At 72.2% G+C, this 20,986-nt stretch carries 15 protein-coding genes; 11 read left to right on the top strand and 4 right to left on the bottom strand.

Translation table 11 applies throughout. The annotated features are described in order from the left end of the window. Positions 1-76 precede the first annotated feature (76 nt). The 3 genes from OHA55_RS19945 (at position 77) to sucD (ending at position 3,796) form a co-directional block, all read left to right on the top strand. The gene (locus OHA55_RS19945; protein ID WP_266710826.1) at positions 77-1,276 is read left to right on the top strand and encodes a VWA domain-containing protein; all 1,200 of its coding nucleotides are present in this window, start codon (positions 77-79) and stop codon (positions 1,274-1,276) included. A 434-nt stretch (positions 1,277-1,710) separates the two neighbouring features. Next, complete coding sequence (sucC, locus tag OHA55_RS19950) at positions 1,711-2,892, top strand: ADP-forming succinate--CoA ligase subunit beta (protein WP_266708215.1); 1,182 nt, start codon at positions 1,711-1,713, stop codon at positions 2,890-2,892. Positions 2,893-2,911: 19 nt separating this feature from the next. Next, positions 2,912-3,796, top strand: coding sequence for a succinate--CoA ligase subunit alpha (sucD, locus tag OHA55_RS19955; protein ID WP_266708217.1), 885 nt, complete (start codon positions 2,912-2,914; stop codon positions 3,794-3,796). A gap of 148 nt (positions 3,797-3,944) precedes the next feature. On the opposite strand, the gene OHA55_RS19960 is transcribed toward sucD, so the two are convergent. Then, positions 3,945-5,333 carry a helix-turn-helix domain-containing protein gene (locus OHA55_RS19960; RefSeq protein WP_266708219.1) on the bottom strand — a complete coding sequence of 463 codons (1,389 nt, stop codon included), beginning with the start codon at positions 5,331-5,333 and terminating at the stop codon, positions 3,945-3,947. Between the two features lie 108 nt (positions 5,334-5,441). Between OHA55_RS19960 and OHA55_RS19965 the strand changes: the two genes are divergently transcribed. Next, the gene (locus tag OHA55_RS19965; protein ID WP_266708221.1) at positions 5,442-7,406 is read left to right on the top strand and encodes a DUF6350 family protein; all 1,965 of its coding nucleotides are present in this window, start codon (positions 5,442-5,444) and stop codon (positions 7,404-7,406) included. A 100-nt stretch (positions 7,407-7,506) separates the two neighbouring features. On the opposite strand, the gene OHA55_RS19970 is transcribed toward OHA55_RS19965, so the two are convergent. Continuing rightward, a complete protein-coding gene (locus tag OHA55_RS19970) occupies positions 7,507-8,532 on the bottom strand; it encodes a glycoside hydrolase family 11 protein (protein ID WP_266708223.1) in 1,026 nt (341 codons plus the stop codon). Between the two features lie 764 nt (positions 8,533-9,296). Then, a complete protein-coding gene (locus OHA55_RS19975) occupies positions 9,297-10,346 on the bottom strand; it encodes a hypothetical protein (protein ID WP_266708225.1) in 1,050 nt (349 codons plus the stop codon). 266 nt (positions 10,347-10,612) lie between these two features. Here OHA55_RS19975 and purN point away from each other — a divergent pair, with 266 nt between their 5' ends. The 3 genes from purN to OHA55_RS19990 all read left to right on the top strand — a co-directional run bounded on the left by purN (position 10,613) and on the right by OHA55_RS19990 (position 14,733). Continuing rightward, positions 10,613-11,275: a phosphoribosylglycinamide formyltransferase gene (gene purN, locus OHA55_RS19980; RefSeq protein WP_266708227.1), complete on the top strand. Its 663-nt coding sequence runs from the start codon at positions 10,613-10,615 to the stop codon at positions 11,273-11,275. Then, positions 11,262-12,815, top strand: coding sequence for a bifunctional phosphoribosylaminoimidazolecarboxamide formyltransferase/IMP cyclohydrolase (gene purH / locus OHA55_RS19985; protein WP_266710828.1), 1,554 nt, complete (start codon positions 11,262-11,264; stop codon positions 12,813-12,815). Before purN ends, purH begins: the two co-directional genes overlap by 14 nt. Before the next feature lie 295 nt (positions 12,816-13,110). After that, on the top strand, positions 13,111-14,733 hold the full coding sequence (locus OHA55_RS19990) for a DUF2079 domain-containing protein (protein ID WP_266708229.1): 1,623 nt from the start codon (positions 13,111-13,113) through the stop codon (positions 14,731-14,733). A gap of 82 nt (positions 14,734-14,815) precedes the next feature. On the opposite strand, the gene OHA55_RS19995 is transcribed toward OHA55_RS19990, so the two are convergent. Continuing rightward, a complete protein-coding gene (locus OHA55_RS19995; RefSeq protein ID WP_266708231.1) occupies positions 14,816-15,418 on the bottom strand; it encodes a hypothetical protein in 603 nt (200 codons plus the stop codon). 236 nt (positions 15,419-15,654) lie between these two features. Here OHA55_RS19995 and OHA55_RS20000 point away from each other — a divergent pair, with 236 nt between their 5' ends. The 4 genes from OHA55_RS20000 (at position 15,655) to OHA55_RS20015 (ending at position 20,975) form a co-directional block, all read left to right on the top strand. Further along, a complete protein-coding gene (locus tag OHA55_RS20000; RefSeq protein ID WP_266708233.1) occupies positions 15,655-16,533 on the top strand; it encodes a bifunctional methylenetetrahydrofolate dehydrogenase/methenyltetrahydrofolate cyclohydrolase in 879 nt (292 codons plus the stop codon). Positions 16,534-16,635: 102 nt separating this feature from the next. Beyond that, entirely contained in the window at positions 16,636-17,184 is a 549-nt protein-coding gene (locus OHA55_RS20005) for a DUF3017 domain-containing protein (RefSeq protein ID WP_266708235.1), read from the top strand. Positions 17,185-17,816: 632 nt separating this feature from the next. Beyond that, positions 17,817-18,806, top strand: a complete 990-nt coding sequence (locus OHA55_RS20010; protein WP_266708237.1) for a malate dehydrogenase — start codon at positions 17,817-17,819, stop codon at positions 18,804-18,806. A gap of 255 nt (positions 18,807-19,061) precedes the next feature. Beyond that, positions 19,062-20,975, top strand: a complete 1,914-nt coding sequence (locus tag OHA55_RS20015) for a hypothetical protein (RefSeq protein ID WP_266708239.1) — start codon at positions 19,062-19,064, stop codon at positions 20,973-20,975. Positions 20,976-20,986 lie beyond the last annotated feature (11 nt).

Genomic DNA, 20,986 nt, shown 5'->3' on the forward strand with positions numbered 1-20,986 from the left:
GGAACACGTGAACGGGGCCGGACCGGCCCCGGAGCCCCCGCACCCGCCGACCGCGCGGACCTCCGGCGACGAGCGGCTGAGGAGGTGGCGGCTGGTGCTCGGCTCCGACAGCGCGGAGTCCACCGGCCACACCCCCGAAGGCCGGGACGCCGCCATGGACCGCACCCTCACCGCGCTCTACGGCGGCGCGAAGAACCCGGGCACCAGGACACCCGCCGAGCGCGGGGCCGGACTCGGAGCGTCCGCTCCCGCCGCGGCCCGCTGGCTCGGCGACATCCGTACGTACTTCCCCGCCCCGGTGGTCCAGGTCATGCAGCGGGACGCGATCGAGCGGCTCGGCCTCGCCGCCCTGCTACTGGAGCCCGAGATGCTCGACGCGGTCGAAGCCGACGTCCACCTCGTCGGCGCCCTCCTCCAGCTCGGCGGGGCGATGCCGGAGACCACCCGGGAGACGGCCCGTGCGGTGGTGCGCAAGGTCGTCGCCGACCTGGAGAGGAGGCTGGCCGGCCACACCCGGGCGACCCTCACCGGCGCGCTCGACCGGTCCGCGCGCATCGGCAGACCGCGCCACCGCGACATCGACTGGAACCGCACCGTCCGCGCCAACCTCAAGAACTGGGTCCCGCTGCCCGCGGCGGACGGTACGGACCCCACGAGCGACGAGGACCCGGCGAACGGCGCGAGCCGTGCGGCCGGCGCGGGCACCGTCGTCCCCGAGCGGCTCGTCGGCTACGGCCGGGCGGGCAGGTCCGTACGCAAGGAGATCGTTCTCTGCGTCGACCAGTCGGGTTCGATGGCCGCCTCCGTCGTCCACGCGGCCGTCTTCGGGGCGGTCCTCGCCTCGATGCGCTCGCTGGACACCCGGCTGATCGTGTTCGACACCGCCGTCGTGGACCTCACCGACCAGCTCGACGACCCGGTCGACGTGCTCTTCGGCACCCGGCTCGGCGGCGGTACGGACATCAACCGGGCCCTCACCTACTGCCAGGCACGCATCACCCGCCCCGCCGACACCGTCGTCGTGCTGATCAGCGATCTCTACGAAGGGGGGATACGCGACCGGATGATCCAGCGGGTCGCGGCGATGAGGGACGCGGGAGTGGAGTTCGTGGCCCTGCTCGCGCTCTCGGACGAGGGGGCCCCCGCGTACGACCACGACCACGCGGCGGCCCTGGCCGCCCTCGGGGTCCCCGCCTTCGCCTGCACCCCGGACCTCTTCCCCGAGGTGATGGCGGCGGCCCTGGAGAAGCGGCCCCTGCCGGTCCCGGAGCGGTAGCGCCCCGGCACGAGCCCGGCACGAGCCCGGCACGAGCCCGCCCCGGACTCCCTTCCGGTCCGCGGGCCGGGACGGTCGGGTGGTCCTGGTCGGGTGGTCCTTCTCTCACCGGTCCGACGGTTGGGGCGGCGCCCGGCAGGCCATCGCCGCGCCCGTTCCGGCCGTACCCCCGCTGACCAGCGTGACCGCAGGTGCGGCAGCGCGCCGATTTGTCCCCTCCGGCCCGGTCACCAGGGGCGTCTGTGACCGTAATCACCGCTCGTGCGCGATCTCCGATTTATGGTCGGGCGGAGCGCGGGGATAACCTGCCGGATGGACATGCCGCGTACCGGACACCGTGTACGCATCCCTGGTGACAGCGCAGTCACGTTTGCCCCTCGCGGCACGCCCACGCATCAAACCAACCGCGAGACCACTAAAAGGGACGGACGCGCGTGGACCTGTTCGAGTACCAGGCGAGGGACCTCTTCGCCAAGCACGGTGTACCGGTGCTGGCCGGTGAAGTCATCGACACGCCTGAGGCAGCCCGCGAGGCGACCGAGCGGCTGGGCGGCAAGTCTGTCGTCAAGGCCCAGGTGAAGGTCGGCGGTCGTGGCAAGGCCGGCGGCGTCAAGCTGGCCGCCGACCCCGACGAGGCGGTCGCCCGCGCGACCGACATCCTCGGCATGGACATCAAGGGCCACACGGTCCACAAGGTGATGATCGCCGAGCTGTCCCCCGAGATCGAGGCGGAGTACTACGTCTCGTACCTCCTCGACCGCACCAACCGCACCTTCCTGGCCATGGCCTCGGTGCAGGGCGGCATGGACATCGAGGAGGTCGCGGAGAAGACCCCCGAGGCCCTCGCGAAGGTCCCGGTCAACGCCGTCGACGGCGTCGACATCGTCAAGGCCCGCGAGATCGTGGCCCAGGCGAAGTTCCCGGCCGACGTGGCCGAGGGTGTCGCCGAGGCCCTGGTGACCCTGTGGGAGACCTTCGTCGCCGAGGACGCGCTCCTCGTCGAGGTCAACCCGCTGGTGAAGACCAAGGACGGCCGCATCCTGGCCCTCGACGGCAAGGTCTCGCTCGACGAGAACGCCGACTTCCGCCAGCCGGAGCACGAGGCGCTCGAGGACAAGGCCGCGGCCAACCCCCTCGAAGCCGCCGCGAAGGCCAAGAACCTCAACTACGTCAAGCTCGACGGCGAGGTCGGCATCATCGGTAACGGTGCCGGTCTGGTCATGTCGACGCTGGACGTCGTCGCGTACGCCGGTGAGAACCACGGCAACGTGAAGCCCGCCAACTTCCTCGACATCGGTGGCGGCGCCTCCGCCGAGGTCATGGCGAACGGCCTGGAGATCATCCTCGGCGACACGGACGTCAAGTCCGTGTTCGTCAACGTCTTCGGTGGCATCACCGCTTGTGACGAGGTCGCCAACGGCATCGTCCAGGCGCTCGCCCTGCTGGAGAGCAAGGGCGAGAAGGTCGAGAAGCCGCTCGTCGTGCGTCTCGACGGCAACAACGCGGAGCTGGGTCGCAAGATCCTTTCCGACGCCAACCACCCGCTGGTCCAGCGTGTGGACACCATGGACGGCGCGGCCGACAAGGCCGCCGAGCTCGCCGCGGCTGCGAAGTAAGGACGAGGGACTCCACACCATGGCTATCTTCCTCACCAAGGACAGCAAGGTCATCGTCCAGGGGATGACCGGCGCCACGGGCATGAAGCACACCAAGCTCATGCTGGCCGACGGCACCAACATCGTCGGCGGCGTGAACCCGCGCAAGGCCGGCACGACCGTCGACTTCGACGGCACCGAGGTACCGGTCTTCGGCTCCGTCGCCGAGGCGATGGAGAAGACGGGCGCCGACGTGTCCGTCCTCTTCGTGCCGCCGGCCTTCGCGAAGGCCGCCGTCGTCGAGGCGATCGACGCCGAGATCCCCCTCGCCGTCGTCATCACCGAGGGCATCGCCGTCCACGACTCCGCCGCCTTCTGGGCGTACGCGGGCTCGAAGGGCAACAAGACCCGGATCATCGGCCCGAACTGCCCGGGTCTGATCACCCCCGGCCAGTCCAACGCCGGCATCATCCCGGGCGACATCACCAAGCCCGGCCGCATCGGTCTCGTGTCCAAGTCCGGCACGCTGACCTACCAGATGATGTACGAGCTCCGTGACATCGGATTCTCCTCCGCCGTCGGCATCGGTGGCGACCCGGTCATCGGCACCACGCACATCGACGCCCTCGCGGCGTTCGAGGCGGACCCCGAGACCGACCTCATCGTCATGATCGGCGAGATCGGTGGCGACGCCGAGGAGCGTGCCGCCGACTTCATCGCGAAGAACGTCACGAAGCCGGTCGTCGGCTACGTCGCCGGCTTCACCGCGCCCGAGGGCAAGACCATGGGCCACGCGGGCGCCATCGTCTCCGGCTCCTCCGGCACCGCCGCCGCGAAGAAGGAGGCCCTCGAGGCCGCCGGCGTGAAGGTCGGCAAGACGCCGACCGAGACCGCCAAGCTGGCGCGCGAGATCCTCGGCGCCTGATCACGGCCGGCGCGGCGGCACCGCCGCCGCACCCCGTGTGAACGCGTCACGACGGCGCGGGCCCGTACCCCTCTCACCGGGGGTGCGGGCCCGCGCCGTTTTCCGTCGTACCGGACGCGTCCGACAGTGCTCCACCGTCGACGGGCCGTCAGTGGGGCAGCGGGACGAGACGCTCCGGGCCGTGGACGAGCTCCTCGCGCAGGGACGCCTGGAGTTCCAGGTCCTGCTCGGTCAACTGCTGCGGGCCGCCGCGCGGGGGTACGCCCCCGACGCGTTCGGCGGGGGAGAGGGGCTCCTCGTACCGGGTCGGCGCGGTGTGCAGGGTGAAGGCGGTCGCGCCGATGAGCAGGGCGGCGAACGCGATGGCCGCCCTGGTCCACAGTTGGGCCTTGCGCTCGCTCCCGGCGCGTACGGCCTTCGGCGTGGGCAGGGCGGGCGCCGGTTCGACGGCCGCGAGGGAGTGGAGCCGCTCGCGCAGCAGGGCGGAGAGCTCCGTGGACGAGGGGGCACCGGCCAGTTCGGGAAGCCGCTCGGTGAGGGCGGCGCGCGCGTTCACCAGCCGCCCGGCGGCGGCCGGTGTGCTCGCCTCCGTCTCGGCCGCCGTCTCCGGCAGGTCGAGCCCGACCCCGTCGTAGAGCAGCACCGTGCGGCGGGAGGCCGGCGGCAGCGCGAGGAACGCCTCCAGGGTCGCCCGGCGCTCCGGGTCGGCGGGCGGTTTGTCCGGGTGGCGGTGGGCGCGGCGCACCCGGTGCCAGGGCGACAGCGCGTACTCGTGCGCGGCGGCCCGTACCCAGCCTGCCGGGTCCCGGTCCACGGCGACCTCGGGCCACCGCTCCCACGCCGTGTGGAACGCGCGCTCCACGGACTCCCGGGAGAGGCCCCGACGGCCGGTCAGCAGAAAGGCCTGGCCCACCAGTCCGGGCGCCGTCCGGCGGTAGAGCGCGTCGAAGGCCCCTTCCGGGGTCGGCCCCGCAGGGGCGTCCGGGTCGGGCGCCACCGGCGCCGGAGCGGCTCCGTCCTCTCCGGCCGGGGCGGCCCGCGCGGGAACCTCCTGGTCCGGAGCGTCCTGGTCCGGGGACGGGGTGAGGTCCGGCTCGGTCGGGGACATGGGGGTGCTCCCGGTGGCTGCGACGGTGAGGGGCGGTGCGGTGGCATCCGCCGCACCCGGCGCGGCGGCACGCGACGACGGGGCTGAATCCGCGCGCGGAGACGGTCGCGACGACGGGGCTGCATCCGCGGGCGGAGACGGTCGCGACGACGGGGCCGGACTGGTGGGCGGGTGCGGACCCGCGGGCGGTGCGGAGGGTCGGCGGCGGCCCGGCCTGCGGCCGGCGCACCCGATGAGCTGGGCGTACGCCGCCCGCTTGCGGCCTCGCGGGGCGGTACGCCCCGACTCCCAGGACCGGACGGTGGCCGGAGTGACTCCGACCGCCGAGGCCACCTGTTCCTCCGTCAGCGATTTTGCCTCGCGCAGCCTCCGCCGTTCCTTCGGGGGCGGCAGCGGCACGTCGGCGGTGCCGGTCGTACTCTCCGTCACGAGTGGCCCCCCGCAACACTGGACCGGGTGAAAAAGTACATAAACGTATATTGGGCGACACGGCGCCCGTTCGCCCGTTACACGGATTCAGCGCGTGTCGTTGGCAGCATGGCGGGCGTGACCCAAGTGACCGATCGCAGCCCGATGTTGTCCTCCGGACGCGGCAGGGCTGCCGCCCTGGCCTCCGCACTCCTGCGCGGTGCGATCGCGGCCGGACTCGGTCTCGCCACCCTCACCGTCCTCCTGATGGGGCTCTGGATCAGCTCCCCCTACTCCGACGCGGGACCCGGCGGGACGATGCGTACGGCGGCGGCCCTGTGGCTGCTCTCGCACGGCGCCGAACTCGTCAGGAGTGACACCCTCAGCTCAATCCCCGCGCCGGTGGCGACCGTCCCCCTGCTGCTGACGGCGCTCCCCGTGTGGCTGTTGCACCGGGCCGCCCGCGACGCGCTGGACGCGGTGGACCCGGTGGGCCCGATGGAGGCGACGGACGAGCGGCCACCGCCGTCGGCGGCCGCCGTCTGCTGCGCGGTGACGACCGGCTATCTGCTGGTGGTCGCGGGAGCGGTGGCCTTCGTCCGGTCGGCCCCGCTGAGCGTGGACACCGGGAATTCGGCCACCCTGGCGTTCCCGCTGGTGGCCGTGGTGGCGGGTGCGGCGGTGGCCGGGGTGTGGACGGCGTCCGGCCGGCCGTTGGGCGCCACCCCGTCCTGGGCCCCGCTGCGGGTCCAGGAAGCGGTCGCCCGGACCCTCTTCCGGGACAGGGCCGAAGCGGCGACCCGCTCGGCGCTGGCGGGGGTCGTCGTGCTGCTCGGCGGCGGCGCGCTGCTCGTCGCGGTGGGGCTCGTACGGCATCGGGCCGCCGCCGAGGAATCGTTCCTGGCGCTCTCCGACGAGGTGTCCGGGAAGGTCGCGGTGTTGCTGCTCGCGATGGCGCTGGTACCGAACGCGGCGGTGTGGGCGGCGTCGTACGGACTCGGGCCCGGCTTCTCGCTCGGTACGGAGGCGACGGTCGCCCCCCTCGGTTTCCACGGCGACCCCGCGCTCCCCGGGTTCCCGCTGCTGGCCGCCCTGCCCGATCCGGGCCCCGGAACCGCCGCGAACGCAACGGCCTGCGCGGTCCCCCTGCTGGCGGCGTTCGCCGTCGCCTGGTTCACCGTGCGGAGGGCGGCCCCGCTGTACGGAGCGCGCGAGGACGCCTGGAGCCCGGGGGAGACCGCGCTGGTCACGGGGCTCGCGGCGATCGGCTGCGGTGCGGGGACGGCCGCCCTCGCCGCCCTCGCGGGCGGGCCGATGGGGACTCGGGCGCTCGCCGAGTTCGGCCCGGTCTGGTGGCTGACCGGCGGCGCCGCGGTGATCTGGACCGTCGTGCTGGGAGTGCCCCTGGCCCTGCTCATGAGGGCCTGGAGGCTGCGGGAACAGACCTGGGGCTGGCGGTGGGAGACGGCCGAAGCGGTGCGGGGCGCGGGAGTCACGAGCAAGGTGCCCGAGGCCGTGGCGGTGCCGGAGTGGACGGCGCGACCCGCGCGCGCATCCGGTTTCTGGCGGTCCGCGTCCTCGCCGGCGGCCGCTCCCGGGGCGGAGTTCCCGGGCGGGGCCGCACAGGAATCCCGCGGAGCGGTCTCCGGAGAAGCGCGCGCGTGGTGGAACCCGCGCCTACCCCGGCGGACGTGGACGACGCGGCGGACGTGGACGACGTGGACGACGTGGCGGACGTGGCGGACGTGGCGGAAGCCCGAAGCGTCCGGAGCGACGGCGGCAGCCGGTACGCCGTCAGCTCCGCCGGCCCCCGCGAGCCCGGCGGGAAGGCCCGCCGCGCCCGTCGCCTCACCTGTCACGGCGCCCGTCGTCGCTCCTGTCGTCGGCGCGCCCGTCACTCCGCCCCTGGCCGCGCCCGTTGCTCCGCCCCTTGCCGTGCCCCTTGCCCCGCCCGTCACTCCGCCCCTTGCCCCGACCGCCCGTCCCGCCGAACCCGGTTCCGAGAGCTACGACTTCCTGCCGAGGTCGGAGCCCGCGAGCCGTCCCGAGCCGGAGGACCCCCGGCCGACGACGACGGACGGCGCGGCAACCTGAGGCTGCCGCGCCGCCGTGCTGCCGCGCCCGGTCGGGTCGGGCGCGGGTCGTGCCGATGTGCGGGTGCCGCGGTCGGTGCGGATACCTCGGTGGCCGCGGGTCAGCTCGCGGTGCAGGAGACCGTCGGCCAGGTCCAGGTGCCGTTGGTCTGGATCGTCACGCCCCAGTTGTTGCCGCTGCCGTTCGGTTTCGCGACGAGTTGCTGGGCGCTCGGGTAGCTTGCGCCGATGTTCCAGGTGGAGAGGACCTTCTCGGGCGAGGGCACGTTCATCGTCACGGTCCAGTTGCTGGAGCCGCTGACCGAGACGTTGAGGTTGTAGCGGTCGCTCCACTTGTCGCCGGCGGAGAGCGTCGCGGTGCAGCCGCTGCTCGTACCGCCACCGCCCGTGCTGCCGCCGCCGGTGCTCCCGCCCCCGGTGCTGCCGCCGGTGCCGTCGAGGGTGATGTTGGAGTTACCACTGCTCTGGTAGCCCTCGGTGGCGAGCACCATGTAGTTGAAGGACCCCAGGTTCATGCCCTTGCTCGCCCAGGCGTCGAAGTGGTTGCCCGTGGTGATGGTTCCACCGGTCTTCTTCGACTGCCGGACGCTCCAGTACTGGTTGAAGGTCTTGGTTCCCTCGATGGACGGGGCGTTGGTTCGCGTCGTCTCGTAGATGTCGTAGGTGCCGCCGTCGCTGGTCACCGTGCCCTTGAAGGTGCCGGTGGGCCGGTAGGTGCCCCAGTTGTCGACGACGTAGTACTCGACGAGCGGGTTGGTGGTCCAGCCGTAAAGGGCCAGATAGGCATTGCCGGACGGGTTGAACGTGCCGGTGTAGTTCACGCTCCGGCGCCCGCCGGTGCTCCAGCCCTTACCGGCGACGAAGTTTCCGACGTTGCTCCAGTTGGTGCTGTAATTCCCGCCGGAACCGAGGTTCATGGAGACCGATCCGCCACCGTCGGACCAGTACGAGTAGTAGTAGCCGTTGTTGGTGCCGGTCTGGTTCGAGTTGATCGTCGTGTCGGCGTTGGCGGTGCCCGGCAGAATCAGCGCGGTCGCCGCCGCAGCCAGGGCGAAGGCCCGGCCGAGGAGCCGCAAGCGGCTGAGGCCGCGGCTCCTCGGCCGAGTGGTGCCTTCCTTCGTGAACATGCTTCCTCCTTGTGCGGACTGGCCGGAGACCAGGTGGCAGGGCGTCACCCCGGCCCGGAAATGTCATGGACGCGTCAGGAGTTGAGCCGTGTCGGTGTAGGGGGCGACGCGGCGCGGTGGTGCGGTCCTGTTGCGCCCGGGAGCCGTTAGGGGCGGCTCGTGCGGGTGCCCTCAAATCGACGGCCTTTGAGGTCTGTTGGCGACGCCAGTGTTGATTCGGCGCTCGGGGGTGTCAATGGTTTCGGCAGGTATCGCGAAAAACTTTTTTGACCGGCCTGGGGGGCGGAGGCATGTTTTCCCAGGTCAGTATGAGTCTCATCCGGGATTGCGTGATCGAGGTCGTGGTAATCCCCGGATAGGGGAACTCATTAAGGGTCGAGGGAGGGCGTGGAATTCGAAACATTTCGAAAATTTTTCGCTCGCGCACGGGTATTCCGGAATGCGTAGCCGAGGGGGTACCGGGCCTGGGTCGGGCGGCGGTGCGCGGCCGGCGGGGAGCGTCGGCGGTGCGCGTCGGCGGTGCGCGTCACGAGGTGTGCGGGGTGCGGTGGGACGCGTCCCGGCCGACGGCTCCGCGCGGCCGGGGTGGCCGGAATTCGTCTCCCTGTGGGCTGTCCCGGCTCGGTGTGTGCGGCCCGGACGCGCGGGCCCGGACGTGTGCGCCCGGGTGCCTGCGCGGACGTCGCCGTACGGGCGGCCCGCCCCGTGCGAACGGCCCGGCTCCTGAAGCAGGGGCCGGGCCGTCGACGGAGGGTGGGGGTGGGTCAGTTCTTGACGCCGAAGATCGGTTCGAGGGGGTCCGGCAAGAGGTCGTTGCAGGCCAGCGCGCTGGAACGGGTCAGTGCGTCGTCCACGCAGGTGTAGTAGTCGCGGTAGACCAGCTGGACGGTGAACGTCCCGGCCACCATCGCCAGCGCCAGCAGCGCGGTCACCAGGCCGCTGACCGCCGCCGTGGTCTGCGGCTTCCCGACGCCGGGGGCGCCCGGTACGGGCTGCCCGCCCGGCGGTACGGAACCGGGCGCGGGGGCGCCGCCGGGCGCCTGGGCGCCCGGGGCGGGGGTCGTTCCGGCGTGGCCGGAACCCGTCGGTCCGTCGGCGGGCGCCGGCGGCTTCGGATCGGCGCGCAGCGAACTGATCGCCCAGTACGTACCGAGCGCGCCGAGCAGCAGGGCGATCTCCGGGAAGCCGAACAGGACGAAGAAGAAGGCCCACATTCCGCTGAGCACCGCGTAGCGGGCGCGGCGCTGGGCGGGATCGGTGGGGTCCCACCGCATGCCGCCCCGGCCGCCGTCGGGGCGCTCCGGCCCGCCGCCCGCTCCGGGGCGCCGGCCGAAGTCGCCGCCCTCCCGGCCGGGCTGCCGGTCGCTCCACTGGCTGCCCCAGACCGGGCGGTCGTCGGACGGGCCGTTCCCCTGGCCGTTCCCGCCGCCCTGCCCGTCGCCCCGGCCGCTGTGGGCCGAGGGGTGCGAGGGGTGGCGGGGCCGCCAGGGCTGGTCGGGCCGCCCCTGCGGGGGTGCCGCGAAGGGGTTGTCCTCGACGGGGGCGGCGGGCGAGGGCCGGTCCCGGCCCTCGGCCTCGCCCGGGGTGCCCTGCCCGCCGGACGTGCCCGAGGTGTCCGGCGTACCCGAACCGGTCGCACCGGGCGCATCGGAGCCGCCGTGCGGCGAGGGCTGCCGCTCCCGCAGCAGGGGTGCCGACGGTGCGCCCACCGGCCTCGTCGGGGCGCCCCCGGTCAGCGGCGAGAGCTGCGGATGGCGCGGAAAGAGCGAAGGCTGCGGAGGGCGGGAGTCGGTGCGGCGGCGTCGGTCCGGCATGTGGTGAACGTCTTCCCCATCTTGTCGTTTCCGCCCGTCGGACGGTTCGCGTCCCCTGACGCTACCTCCCGGCCCCGCCCCCGTCCCGTGGGGGCGGCAGGGTGTGCCGGTATCGTTGCCGACGGTCGGTCCGTTCGTAGAGTCCCCCGTACCCGGGGGCGATCTTCGTTCGTAGGACCGTACAAAGAGACCGTACGAAGAGTTCATCAGTGCAGAGTTCCGCCGGCACACCGCAGGCGCGTCTCCATGCGAGAAAGGGCCCAGCCGTGGCCTCGCCCACCTCAGCCGATCCGGCCCGCTCCGTCGATCCGGCCCGTCTGGTCGTGCTGGTCTCCGGTTCCGGTACGAACCTCCAGGCGCTGCTCGACGCCATCGACGCCGACCCCCAGGGGTACGGCGCCCGGATCGTCGCGGTCGGCGCCGACCGCGAGGGCATCGTCGGTCTGGAGCGGGCCGAGCGTGCCGGCATCCCCACCTTCGTGTGCAAGGTGAAGGACCACGCCACCCGCGAGGAGTGGGACGCCGCGCTGGCCGCCGCCACCGCCGGGTACCGGCCCGATCTCGTCGTCTCGGCCGGTTTCATGAAGATCGTGGGCAAGGAGTTCCTGGCCGCGTTCGGCGGCCGGATCGTCAACACCCACCCCGCCCTGCTCCCCAGCTTCCCCGGCGCCCACGGAGTGCGTGACGCACTCGCGTACGGCGTGAAGGTCACGGGGTGCACCGTCCACTTCGTCGACGACGGCGTCGACACCGGTCCGATCATCGCGCAGGGCGTGGTCGAGGTGACCGAAGAGGACACCCCGGAGGGCGAAGCCGCTCTCCACGAACGCATCAAGGAAGTCGAGCGCAAGCTGCTCGTCGAGGCCGTGGGGCGGATCGCCCGTGACGGTCATCGCATTGAGGGACGAAAGGTTCATCTCGGTGAATAAGCCCATCCGCCGCGCCCTGGTCAGTGTCTACGACAAGACGGGGCTGGAAGACCTCGCCCGCGGTCTGCACGAGGCGGGCGTCGAGCTGGTCTCGACCGGCTCCACCGCCGGAAAGATCGCCGCCGCCGGCGTCCCGGTCACCAAGGTCGAGGAGCTCACCGGCTTCCCCGAGTGCCTCGACGGCCGCGTGAAGACGCTCCACCCGCGCGTGCACGCCGGCATCCTCGCCGACCTGCGCCTCGACTCCCACCGTGAGCAGCTCGCCGAGCTGGGCGTGGAGCCCTTCGACCTGGTGGTCGTCAACCTGTACCCGTTCAAGGAGACCGTCGCCTCCGGCGCCTCCGACGACGAGTGCGTCGAGCAGATCGACATCGGCGGCCCGTCCATGGTCCGCGCCGCGGCCAAGAACCACCCGTCCGTGGCCGTCGTCACCAGCCCCGAGCGGTACGCCGACGTCCTCGCCGCGGTGAAGGCCGGCGGCTTCGACCTGACCGCCCGCAAGCGGCTCGCCGCCGAGGCCTTCCAGCACACCGCCGCGTACGACGTGGCCGTCGCCTCCTGGTTCGCCGCCGACTACGCCGCCGCGGACGACTCCGGCTTCCCCGACTTCTTCGGTACGACGTACGAGCGCTCCAACGTCCTGCGCTACGGCGAGAACCCGCACCAGCCCGCGGCCCTCTACACCTCCGGTGCCGGCGGTCTCGCCGAGGCGGAGCAGCTGCACGGCAAGGAGATGTCCTACAACAACTACACGGACACCGACGCCGCGCGCCGGGCCGCGTACGACCACGCCGAGCCGTGCGTCGCGATCATCAAGCACGCCAACCCGTGCGGCATCGCCATCGCCGACGACGTGGCCGAGGCGCACCGCAAGGCGCACGCCTGCGACCCGCTCTCCGCGTTCGGCGGGGTCATCGCCGTCAACCGCCCGGTGACCGTCGAGATGGCCGAGCAGGTCGCCGAGATCTTCACCGAGGTCATCGTCGCCCCGGCGTACGAGGACGGCGCGGTCGAGGTCCTCGCCCGCAAGAAGAACATCCGCGTGCTGCGCTGCGAGGGCGCCCCGACCGCCCCGGTCGAGGTCAAGCCGATCGACGGCGGCGCGCTGCTCCAGGTCACCGACCGCCTCCAGGCCGACGGCGACGACCCGGCCAACTGGACCCTCGCCACCGGCGAGGCGCTCTCCGCCGACGAGCTGAAGGACCTCGCGTTCGCCTGGAAGGCGAGCCGCGCGGTCAAGTCCAACGCGATCCTGCTCGCCAAGGACGGCGCCTCGGTCGGCGTCGGCATGGGCCAGGTCAACCGCGTCGACTCCGCCAAGCTCGCCGTCGAGCGCGCGGGCGCCGAGCGCGCCCAGGGCTCGTACGCCGCCTCCGACGCCTTCTTCCCCTTCCCCGACGGTCTGGAGATCCTGACCGCCGCCGGGATCAAGGCCGTGGCCCAGCCGGGCGGTTCGGTCCGCGACGAGCTGGTGGTCGAGGCCGCGAAGAAGGCCGGCGTGACCATGTACTTCACGGGTACGCGCCACTTCTTCCACTGAGTCACGCGGTAGCACCGCCGGAATCCCCGCCGGGATGACGGTTCGTGCGGCCCGCCGGGAATCCTCCCGGCGGGCCGCACGTGTAGGGCCCCCTGCCCCCTGGCCCCTGGTCCCGGGCGCCGGGGGACGGGACGGAACCGAGGTCTCCCCGGGGCACCGTCTCTCTGTTCTAATGGATCGCTTGTCCGAAGGGGTGTGCGGGGGCGCGCGATCCGCGAGCCGTCGAAAACGGTTCGCGAGCCCCTCCGATCGGCGTGCACGACTCGATGCGAACCGGTGGGTGAATTCATTGCGGATGGGGAAAGCGCCCGGCCCGGGCGGCGACGCCCGGAGCCGTACCGGAAGCGGCAACGGCTGGTCCGTCCCCGCGCAGCAGGCGCGCGGCAAGGCCCCCCGCCCGCGCACGGACGACGAGCCGCGGCCGGAGGAACCCACGCCCGGTGCGACGGGCCCCGACGCGACGGCTCCGGAGGCGACTGCTCCCGACGCGACGGTTCCGGACGCGACGGTTCCGGACGCGACGGCTCCCGGCGAGCGGTCCGGCCGTGTTCCGCTGCGTCCGTATCTGATCATCGGCGCGGTCCTCTGCGCCCTGTACTTCCTCTACGCCTACCTCCAGTACGCGCGCTTCGACTCGCCCTCCTGGGACCTCGGCATCTTCGAGCAGGAGGTACGCGCGTACGCCGGGTTCCACGCGCCGGTCGTCGACATCAAGGGCCCCGGCTACCTGATCCTCGGCGACCACTTCTCCCCGGCGGTGGCGCTGCTCGTCCCGCTCTACTGGATCTGGCCCTCCGCCGTCGCCCTGCTGTTCGCGCAGGCCGCCCTCTTCGCGCTCTCCGCCGTCATCGTGGGGCGTACCGTCCAGCAGGTCCTCGGCGGCCGTCACGGGCCCTGGGTCACGGTCGCGTACGGGCTCTCCTGGGGGCTCCAGGAGGCGGTGAAGTCCGACTTCCACGAGATCGCCCTCGCCGTCCCGCTGATCGCCCTCGTCTGCCGGGCGCTGCTCACCGAACGCTGGACGGCCGCCGTCCTCTGGGCCCTGCCGCTGGTCCTGGTCAAGGAGGACCTCGGCATCACCGTGGCCGCCGTCGGCCTGGTCCTCTTCGTCCTCGGACAGCGGTTCCAGGGCACACTGCTCGCCATCACCGGCGCCTGTGCCTTCGTGCTCACCGTCTTCGTCCTGATACCGGCGGCCAGCAACGCGGGCGGTTACGACTACTGGAAGAAGATCGACACCGACGGCCAACAGCACGTCTCCACCCTCGACGTGGTGCTCGGGGCGTTCGACTCGTCCGTCAAGATCGAGATGCTGGTCTTCCTCTTCGGCATCACCGCCTTCATGGCGCTGCGTTCACCGTTGGTGCTGCTCGTCCTGCCCACGCTCGGCTGGCGGTTGCTCTCCAGGGACGAGAACCACTGGGGCATGGTCTGGCACTACAGCGCCGTCCTCATGCCGATGGTCTTCCTCGCCATGGCGGACGGCATCCGCCGCAGCCGTACGTCGGCCAGGCCCTGGCTCGCCTCCTTCGCCGGAGCGGTAGTCCCGGTGACCGTGGGCATCGCCTTCGCCATGACCCAGCACCTGCCGCTGCGCGAGCTGCTGCGCCCGGAGACCTACCGCGCCGACGCCGGCACGTACGCGGCGCGCGAGGCGATGGCGGCGATCCCGGTGGGCGCCAGCGTGGAGACCGACATCGCGCTGATGGCGCACCTCACCGCAGACCGGACCGTCTACTGGATCGGTGGCGCGCCCGGTACCGCCCCCGACATCGTCGCCTTCAACCTGGACGCGGGCTGGGCCAGTTCGATCCAGGACCCGGCGGCGTACGCGACGCAGCTGCACCCGGAGGCCACCTACCGGCTCAAGCTCCGCACCGGGAGCATCGTGGTGGTGGAACGGATTCCGGCGGGCTGACATCCGGCCCGGACACGGCGAAGGCCGTGCCCCGCGGAGTGCGGGGACACGGCCTTCGTACGCAGGCGGTACCGACGCGGCGTCAGTACTGCTGCGGCTGCTTGTGACGGTTGAACCAGGCGCTGCCGTCGCCGTTGGCCGAGAACACGATGACGAGAACGGCGAGCACCGTGTAGACGAGGCCGACCAGGACGAACGGGTAGATGCCGAGGATCGCCGTCACCGCACCGAACACGATGGCCGTGACGCGCAGGCCGCTGCCCCCGCTGCGGAACTTCGCAGCGAGCACGATGGCGAACACCGCCCACACCAGCGCGAAGACGGTGATGGCCCACAGCACGCCGCCCGAGTAGTCCGCGAGCTGCTGGAACTGCACGTCCTCCTGGAGGGAGGCGTCGTTCTTGGCGGCGCTGACGGCCACCGCGCTGAGCGCGAAGAGGATGGTGCCGATGACGCTGAGGCCGCCCATCACGAAGAGCATCACGCGGGCCGCCTTCACCCCACCCGGCATCTCGGTCGGGCCGGCCGGGAAACCGCCCTGACCGTACGGCGCCTGGGGGTAGCCGTAGCCCTGCTGGGGTACGCCCTGCGGGGCCTGCGGGTAGCCGTATCCGGGCTGCTGGCCGGGCTGCTGGGCGCCCGGCTGCGGCTGGCCGTAGGGGTTGTTGGGGTCGCCGAAGCTCATGGCGAGGTTCCTCCGTTGTGATGGTGCGGGGACGGTGCGGCCCGCGCGGAGGTACGGCTGCGCATACAACGGTTCGTCCCCCCGGCACTGTCCGCATTGCTGCGCGCCTCATCGTCGTCCCGCTGGCCGGTTTCTGTCCACCCGATTGGCGTAGTAGTTGTGCGAGTGCAACCTCACAGGTCCGGACACCGGACCCGAATTGGTCCGCAGGTGGGTTCATCCGCGAGGATGGGGGCATGACCGCCCAGATTCTCGATGGCAAGGCCACCGCAGCAACGATCAAGTCCGAACTCACCATCCGTGTGGCGGCCCTCAAGGAGCGGGGCGTCACGCCAGGCCTCGGAACCCTGCTCGTCGGGGACGACCCGGGCAGCAAGTGGTACGTCAACGGCAAGCACCGCGACTGCGCGCAGGTCGGCATCGGCTCGATCCAGCGCGAACTCCCCGACACCGCCACCCAGGAGGAGATCGAGGACGTCGTACGCGAGCTCAACGCCAACCCCGACTGCACCGGTTACATCGTGCAGCTCCCGCTCCCCAAGGGCATCGACACCAACCGCGTGCTGGAGCTGATGGATCCGGCCAAGGACGCCGACGGGCTGCACCCCATGAACCTCGGCCGCCTCGTCCTGAACGAGACCGGCCCGCTGCCCTGCACCCCGCAGGGCGTCGTCCAGCTGCTCCGCCACCACGGCGTGGAGATCAAGGGGAAGCACGTCGTGGTCGTCGGCCGCGGTGTCACCATCGGCCGTCCGATCCCGCTGCTGCTGACCCGTAAGTCCGAGAACGCCACGGTCACCCAGTGCCACACCGGCACCCGCGACCTCTCCGCCCACCTCAAGGAGGCGGACATCATCGTCGCCGCCGCCGGGGTGGCCCACATCATCAAGCCCGAGGACGTGAAGCCGGGCGCCGCCGTGCTCGACGTCGGCGTCAGCCGCGACGAGAACGGCAAGATCGTCGGAGACGTGCACCCGGGCGTGGCCGAGGTCGCCGCCTGGATCTCGCCGAACCCGGGCGGAGTCGGCCCGATGACCCGCGCCCAGCTGCTGGTCAACGTCGTCGAGGCGGCCGAGCGCGACGCCGCCGCGGCCGACGCCCCGGCAGCCGGCTGACCCCGAGGCGCCGGACGCGTCCGACGCGTCCGAACGTTTCCCTCGCGAGTCCGGTCGCCCGACCGGACGCGCCGTCGTCCGTGCAGACCCGGAAGGAACCCGATGGCTGCTGCCACGAGCCCGGCAGACCCCGCCCGCCGCGAAGCGCGGGACCCGGGTGACGCGGACCGTGCCGGAAAAGCGGAAGAGGCGGGGGGACCCGCCGGGGAGCCCGAGGGGGCCGCGGAACCGCAGGGATCGTCCCCCGCGACGCCCCAGCGGTCCTGGCGGTTCTCGCTGACCCGTGACACCGCCCGCCCCGAGGGCGGTGGCCGGGCGGCGTCCGGCGACGCCCCCGCACCGGCCCGCCAGTGGCCGCTGCTCACGGTGCTCGTGACGGCGGCCCTGGGGCTGCTCATCGTGGCCACCGACCCGTTCACCGAGGCCTTCCGGATCGGCTCCCTGCTGATCGGGGTGGCCCTGCTGACCGGGGCCGTGCTGCGCTGGGTGGTCCCGTCGGTCGGCATGCTCGCCGTACGGTCGCGGTTCACCGACCTCGTCACGTACGGGGTGATGGGCACGCTGATCGTGCTGCTCGCGCTGATGGCGCAGCCGGAGCCGTGGCTGGACATCCCGGTCCTGGAGGACGCGGTCCACTTCACGATCCGCTGAGGCCCGGCCCCCGCGCTTTTCGCGTTCCGCCCGGCGCCCGGTGAGTGGCCCCGCGGGGTGTCCGTCCCTTCCCCCGACAGGGACGGACACCCGGGGCGGGCGGGGCGGTGCGGCCCCGGCGGGCGGCGACGCGAGCGCCGTCCGCGGCCCGCTCCAAGAGTCATGGACACGACCATGCAGGGCAAGGAACGGTCGCTCCCTGTGGCACGGAAGTGACCATTCCGGGACCGTGTGACCGCCCCGCCACCGGCCTGCCTCCGCCTTGCCACCGCGCGGTGACCGCCCCGCCACCGGCCTGCCTCCGCCTTGCCACCGCCCGGTGACCGCCCCGCCACCGGCCTGCCACCGCCCGGTGACCGCCTCGCCAACGCCCGGTGACCGCTGTGCCGGTGACCGCCCTGTCACCCGCCGCACGGTGACCGCCCCCGTGCCCGGCCCCCCTCCCCGGACGGGAGGGACGCCCCCGGGCGCCGGTACGGGGAGTCTGTGGGCCGTGACACAGGGGGGTGGGCGGTCCGCACGGCCAGGGTCGGATAGCCTGACCGACGGATATCTCTTCACATCAAGATTCAGGAGATGTCCAGCTCCAGGGGCCATGAGCCCCCACCGCCAGCTGTCTAACGGAGATCGCCATGACCCGCACTCCCGTGAATGTCACCGTGACCGGCGCGGCCGGCCAGATCGGCTACGCGCTGCTCTTCCGCATCGCCTCCGGTCACCTGCTCGGCCCGGACGTGCCGGTCAACCTGCGTCTCCTGGAGATCCCGCAGGGTCTCAAGGCCGCCGAGGGCACCGCGATGGAGCTCGACGACTGCGCCTTCCCGCTGCTGCGCGGCATCGAGATCACGGACGACGCCAACGCCGCGTTCAACGGCGCCAACGTCGCGCTGCTCGTCGGCGCCCGCCCGCGCACCAAGGGCATGGAGCGCGGCGACCTGCTCTCCGCCAACGGTGGCATCTTCAAGCCCCAGGGCAAGGCCATCAACGACAACGCCGCGGACGACATCAAGGTCCTCGTCGTCGGCAACCCGGCCAACACCAACGCGCTCATCGCGCAGGCCGCCGCCCCGGACGTCCCGGCCGAGCGCTTCACCGCGATGACCCGCCTCGACCACAACCGCGCGATCTCGCAGCTGGCCGCCAAGACCGGTGCCGCCGTCTCCGACATCAAGAAGCTGACGATCTGGGGCAACCACTCGGCCACCCAGTACCCGGACATCTTCCACGCGGAGATCGCCGGCAAGAACGCCGCCGAGGTCGTCAACGACGAGGTGTGGCTGGCCGACACCTTCATCCCGACCGTCGCCAAGCGCGGCGCGGCGATCATCGAGGCCCGTGGCGCGTCCTCCGCCGCCTCGGCCGCCAACGCCGCCATCGACCACGTGTACACCTGGGTCAACGGCACCGCCGAGGGCAACTGGACCTCGATGGGTATCCCGTCGGACGGCTCCTACGGCGTCCCCGAGGGCATCATCTCGTCGTTCCCCGTCACCACGAAGAACGGCTCGTACGAGATCGTCCAGGGCCTGGACATCAACGAGTTCTCCCGCGCGCGCATCGACGCGTCGGTCGCGGAGCTCGTCGAGGAGCGCGACGCGGTCCGCGAGCTCGGCCTGATCTGAGCCTGAGGGCCCCCGCGGCCCCACCGGCTCGTGGAGCGCCCGTACGGCACCTGCCGTGCGGGCGCTCCCGTTCGTCGTGCCTCCTGCTCGTCGTGCTTCCCGTTCGTCGTGCCTCCTGCTCGTGAAAGTTGCGTGCACGGCCCCGCACCTGGCGTGCAATCGCCTCGCTCAACACCGTCACCGCCCGCTACATTGGCGTCCTTTCCCATGCAACACCCGTGCGAACGAGACGGGTTGCTCATCGAAGGGGTGCCGGTGACCGTGACCTCCGTGCCGTCGCAGGAATCGCGAGGCGGGGACGAGCCGGGTGGGAGACCTCCGGTCCATCCCGCGGGCAGTGAAGCCTGCCGGCTGCTCTGTGCCGGAGTCCATCACCACGAGGGCTTCCGGGACGCGGTGATCGACCACTTGTATCTCCGGGAGAACCGGATCGTCTCCCCGTCCGCCGGCTTCGACGCGGCTCGCGTGCTGGCCCATGCACTGTGGGCGCGGAAGACCCAAATCCAGTGGGCCGTCGGCATGTTGGCCGTCTGGGTGCTGGCGGTCGTCGTCACCCGGGGTTTCTTCGGCATCCTGGCTGTCGCGGCCTTCTGGGTCGGGGTCGCCCGGCTGATCCGGGGCACCGCCGCCGAGCCGCCCTACTACCGGGTCGTCCCGGCCCTTCTGATCCGCTGGTACGCCCGGGGCATCATGGCCCTGTTCCTGCTCGCCGTCGTCGTTTCGGTGGCGGGCGGGTCCCTCGGCTGGCTCGACGACAGCGGCTCCTCCGACTATTACGGCTCCTCCGACTCGTACGGCTACTACGGCTCGTACGACTCGGACGACGGCTTCGTCGACAGCCTTCCCGGTGTGTTCGCCCTGGGGCCGAGCCTCGTGGGCGGGCTCTCCGAGTCGATGCCCGCCTCCGTGCCCTGGCTCTGCCTGCTGGCCTACGCCGGACTCGCCGCCCTGGTGGGTCTCCAACGCGGCCAGTTCTCCCGGGTGATGGGAGCGGAACTCTCCCGGCAGCGCTTCGCCGACCTCTCCGCCGACCCGGCGGAGCGGTACGCGGGCGGGCGGTTCCGGTGGCTCCGTGACCGCATCCGGGTGGAGCAGCACTCCCCGCTGATCATGTACAACGAGGACGATCCGTTCTGCGGGAGCGGGGACACCCGCCGCGCGTGGAACCTCTCCGTCGAACTCCGCCCGCGCACCGACACGGTGGCCGAGCCCATCGACAACGCGGCGATCCTCCGCCGGATCGCCCCTCTGCTCGAAGGGCTGCGGGTTCCGTCCCCGCACGGCTCGCCGGAGGCGGCGGCCGCCGTCCGCGACCGGCTGCGCGAACTCCAGGTGGACGAGTGCGTGTTCCTCCCGGTACGCGGGCTGTTGAAGCGCGGGGACGCGCCGTACGGGCCGGAGGGGTTCGAGGTGCACCGGCGGGCCGCCGTGGAGGAGGGCGGCGAGAGCCGCAGGCACTTCCTGCGGATCAGGGTCGGCGGCTGGGGCGAGGAGGTCGTGGTCACCGTCTTCGTCCGGGTCCACACCCAGGGCGGGATGCTGATGCTGGAGGTCGCCCCGCACATCTTGAAGCCGCTGCTGCCGTTCTTCCGGCAGCTGGACCAGATCGCGCACCAGCACCGCAACAACAACTGGTTCGGCAAGGCGTACTGGGCCGCCACCAGGGTGCCGGCCTCCCTGATGGGTTCGCTGGTCACTCTCGGCCGGGGCACGGCCGTCAGCCGGAAGCAGCTCACCGACGGCCACGGCGGCGCCCTCCCGGAAGGGCCCGAGCTGTCGATCCGGGAACTGGCCTCGGACACCCGGGCCACGCTCTTCCAGGAGATGGACATCGACCGGTACCTCAAGAGCGTCGAGGACCGGGTGACCGGCGGGGTACGGCTGGCGCTGCGCGAAGCCGGCTGGCAGACCGACGAGTTCGAGCAGAAGATCGTCCACGTCGGCGCGGGCGGGGTCTTCATCGAGTCCGCGACCGACAGCGCCATCGGCATCGGCGACCACAACACCGTCAACAGCGACCGGCGGCGCGGCTCCACCCCCGGCACGCCGGGCGCCGGCCCGGGCTCGGGCCGCGGTTCGGGTCGGGGATCAGGCCGGGGGGCGGGCCCCAGGGCGGGTACGTCCTCGCCGCCTTCACCGCTCGGGCCGGGCCCCGCGCCGCACGAGTAAGACCGTTACCC

Source organism: Streptomyces sp. NBC_00102 (genome assembly GCF_026343115.1).
In the GTDB taxonomy this organism is placed as follows: domain Bacteria; phylum Actinomycetota; class Actinomycetes; order Streptomycetales; family Streptomycetaceae; genus Streptomyces.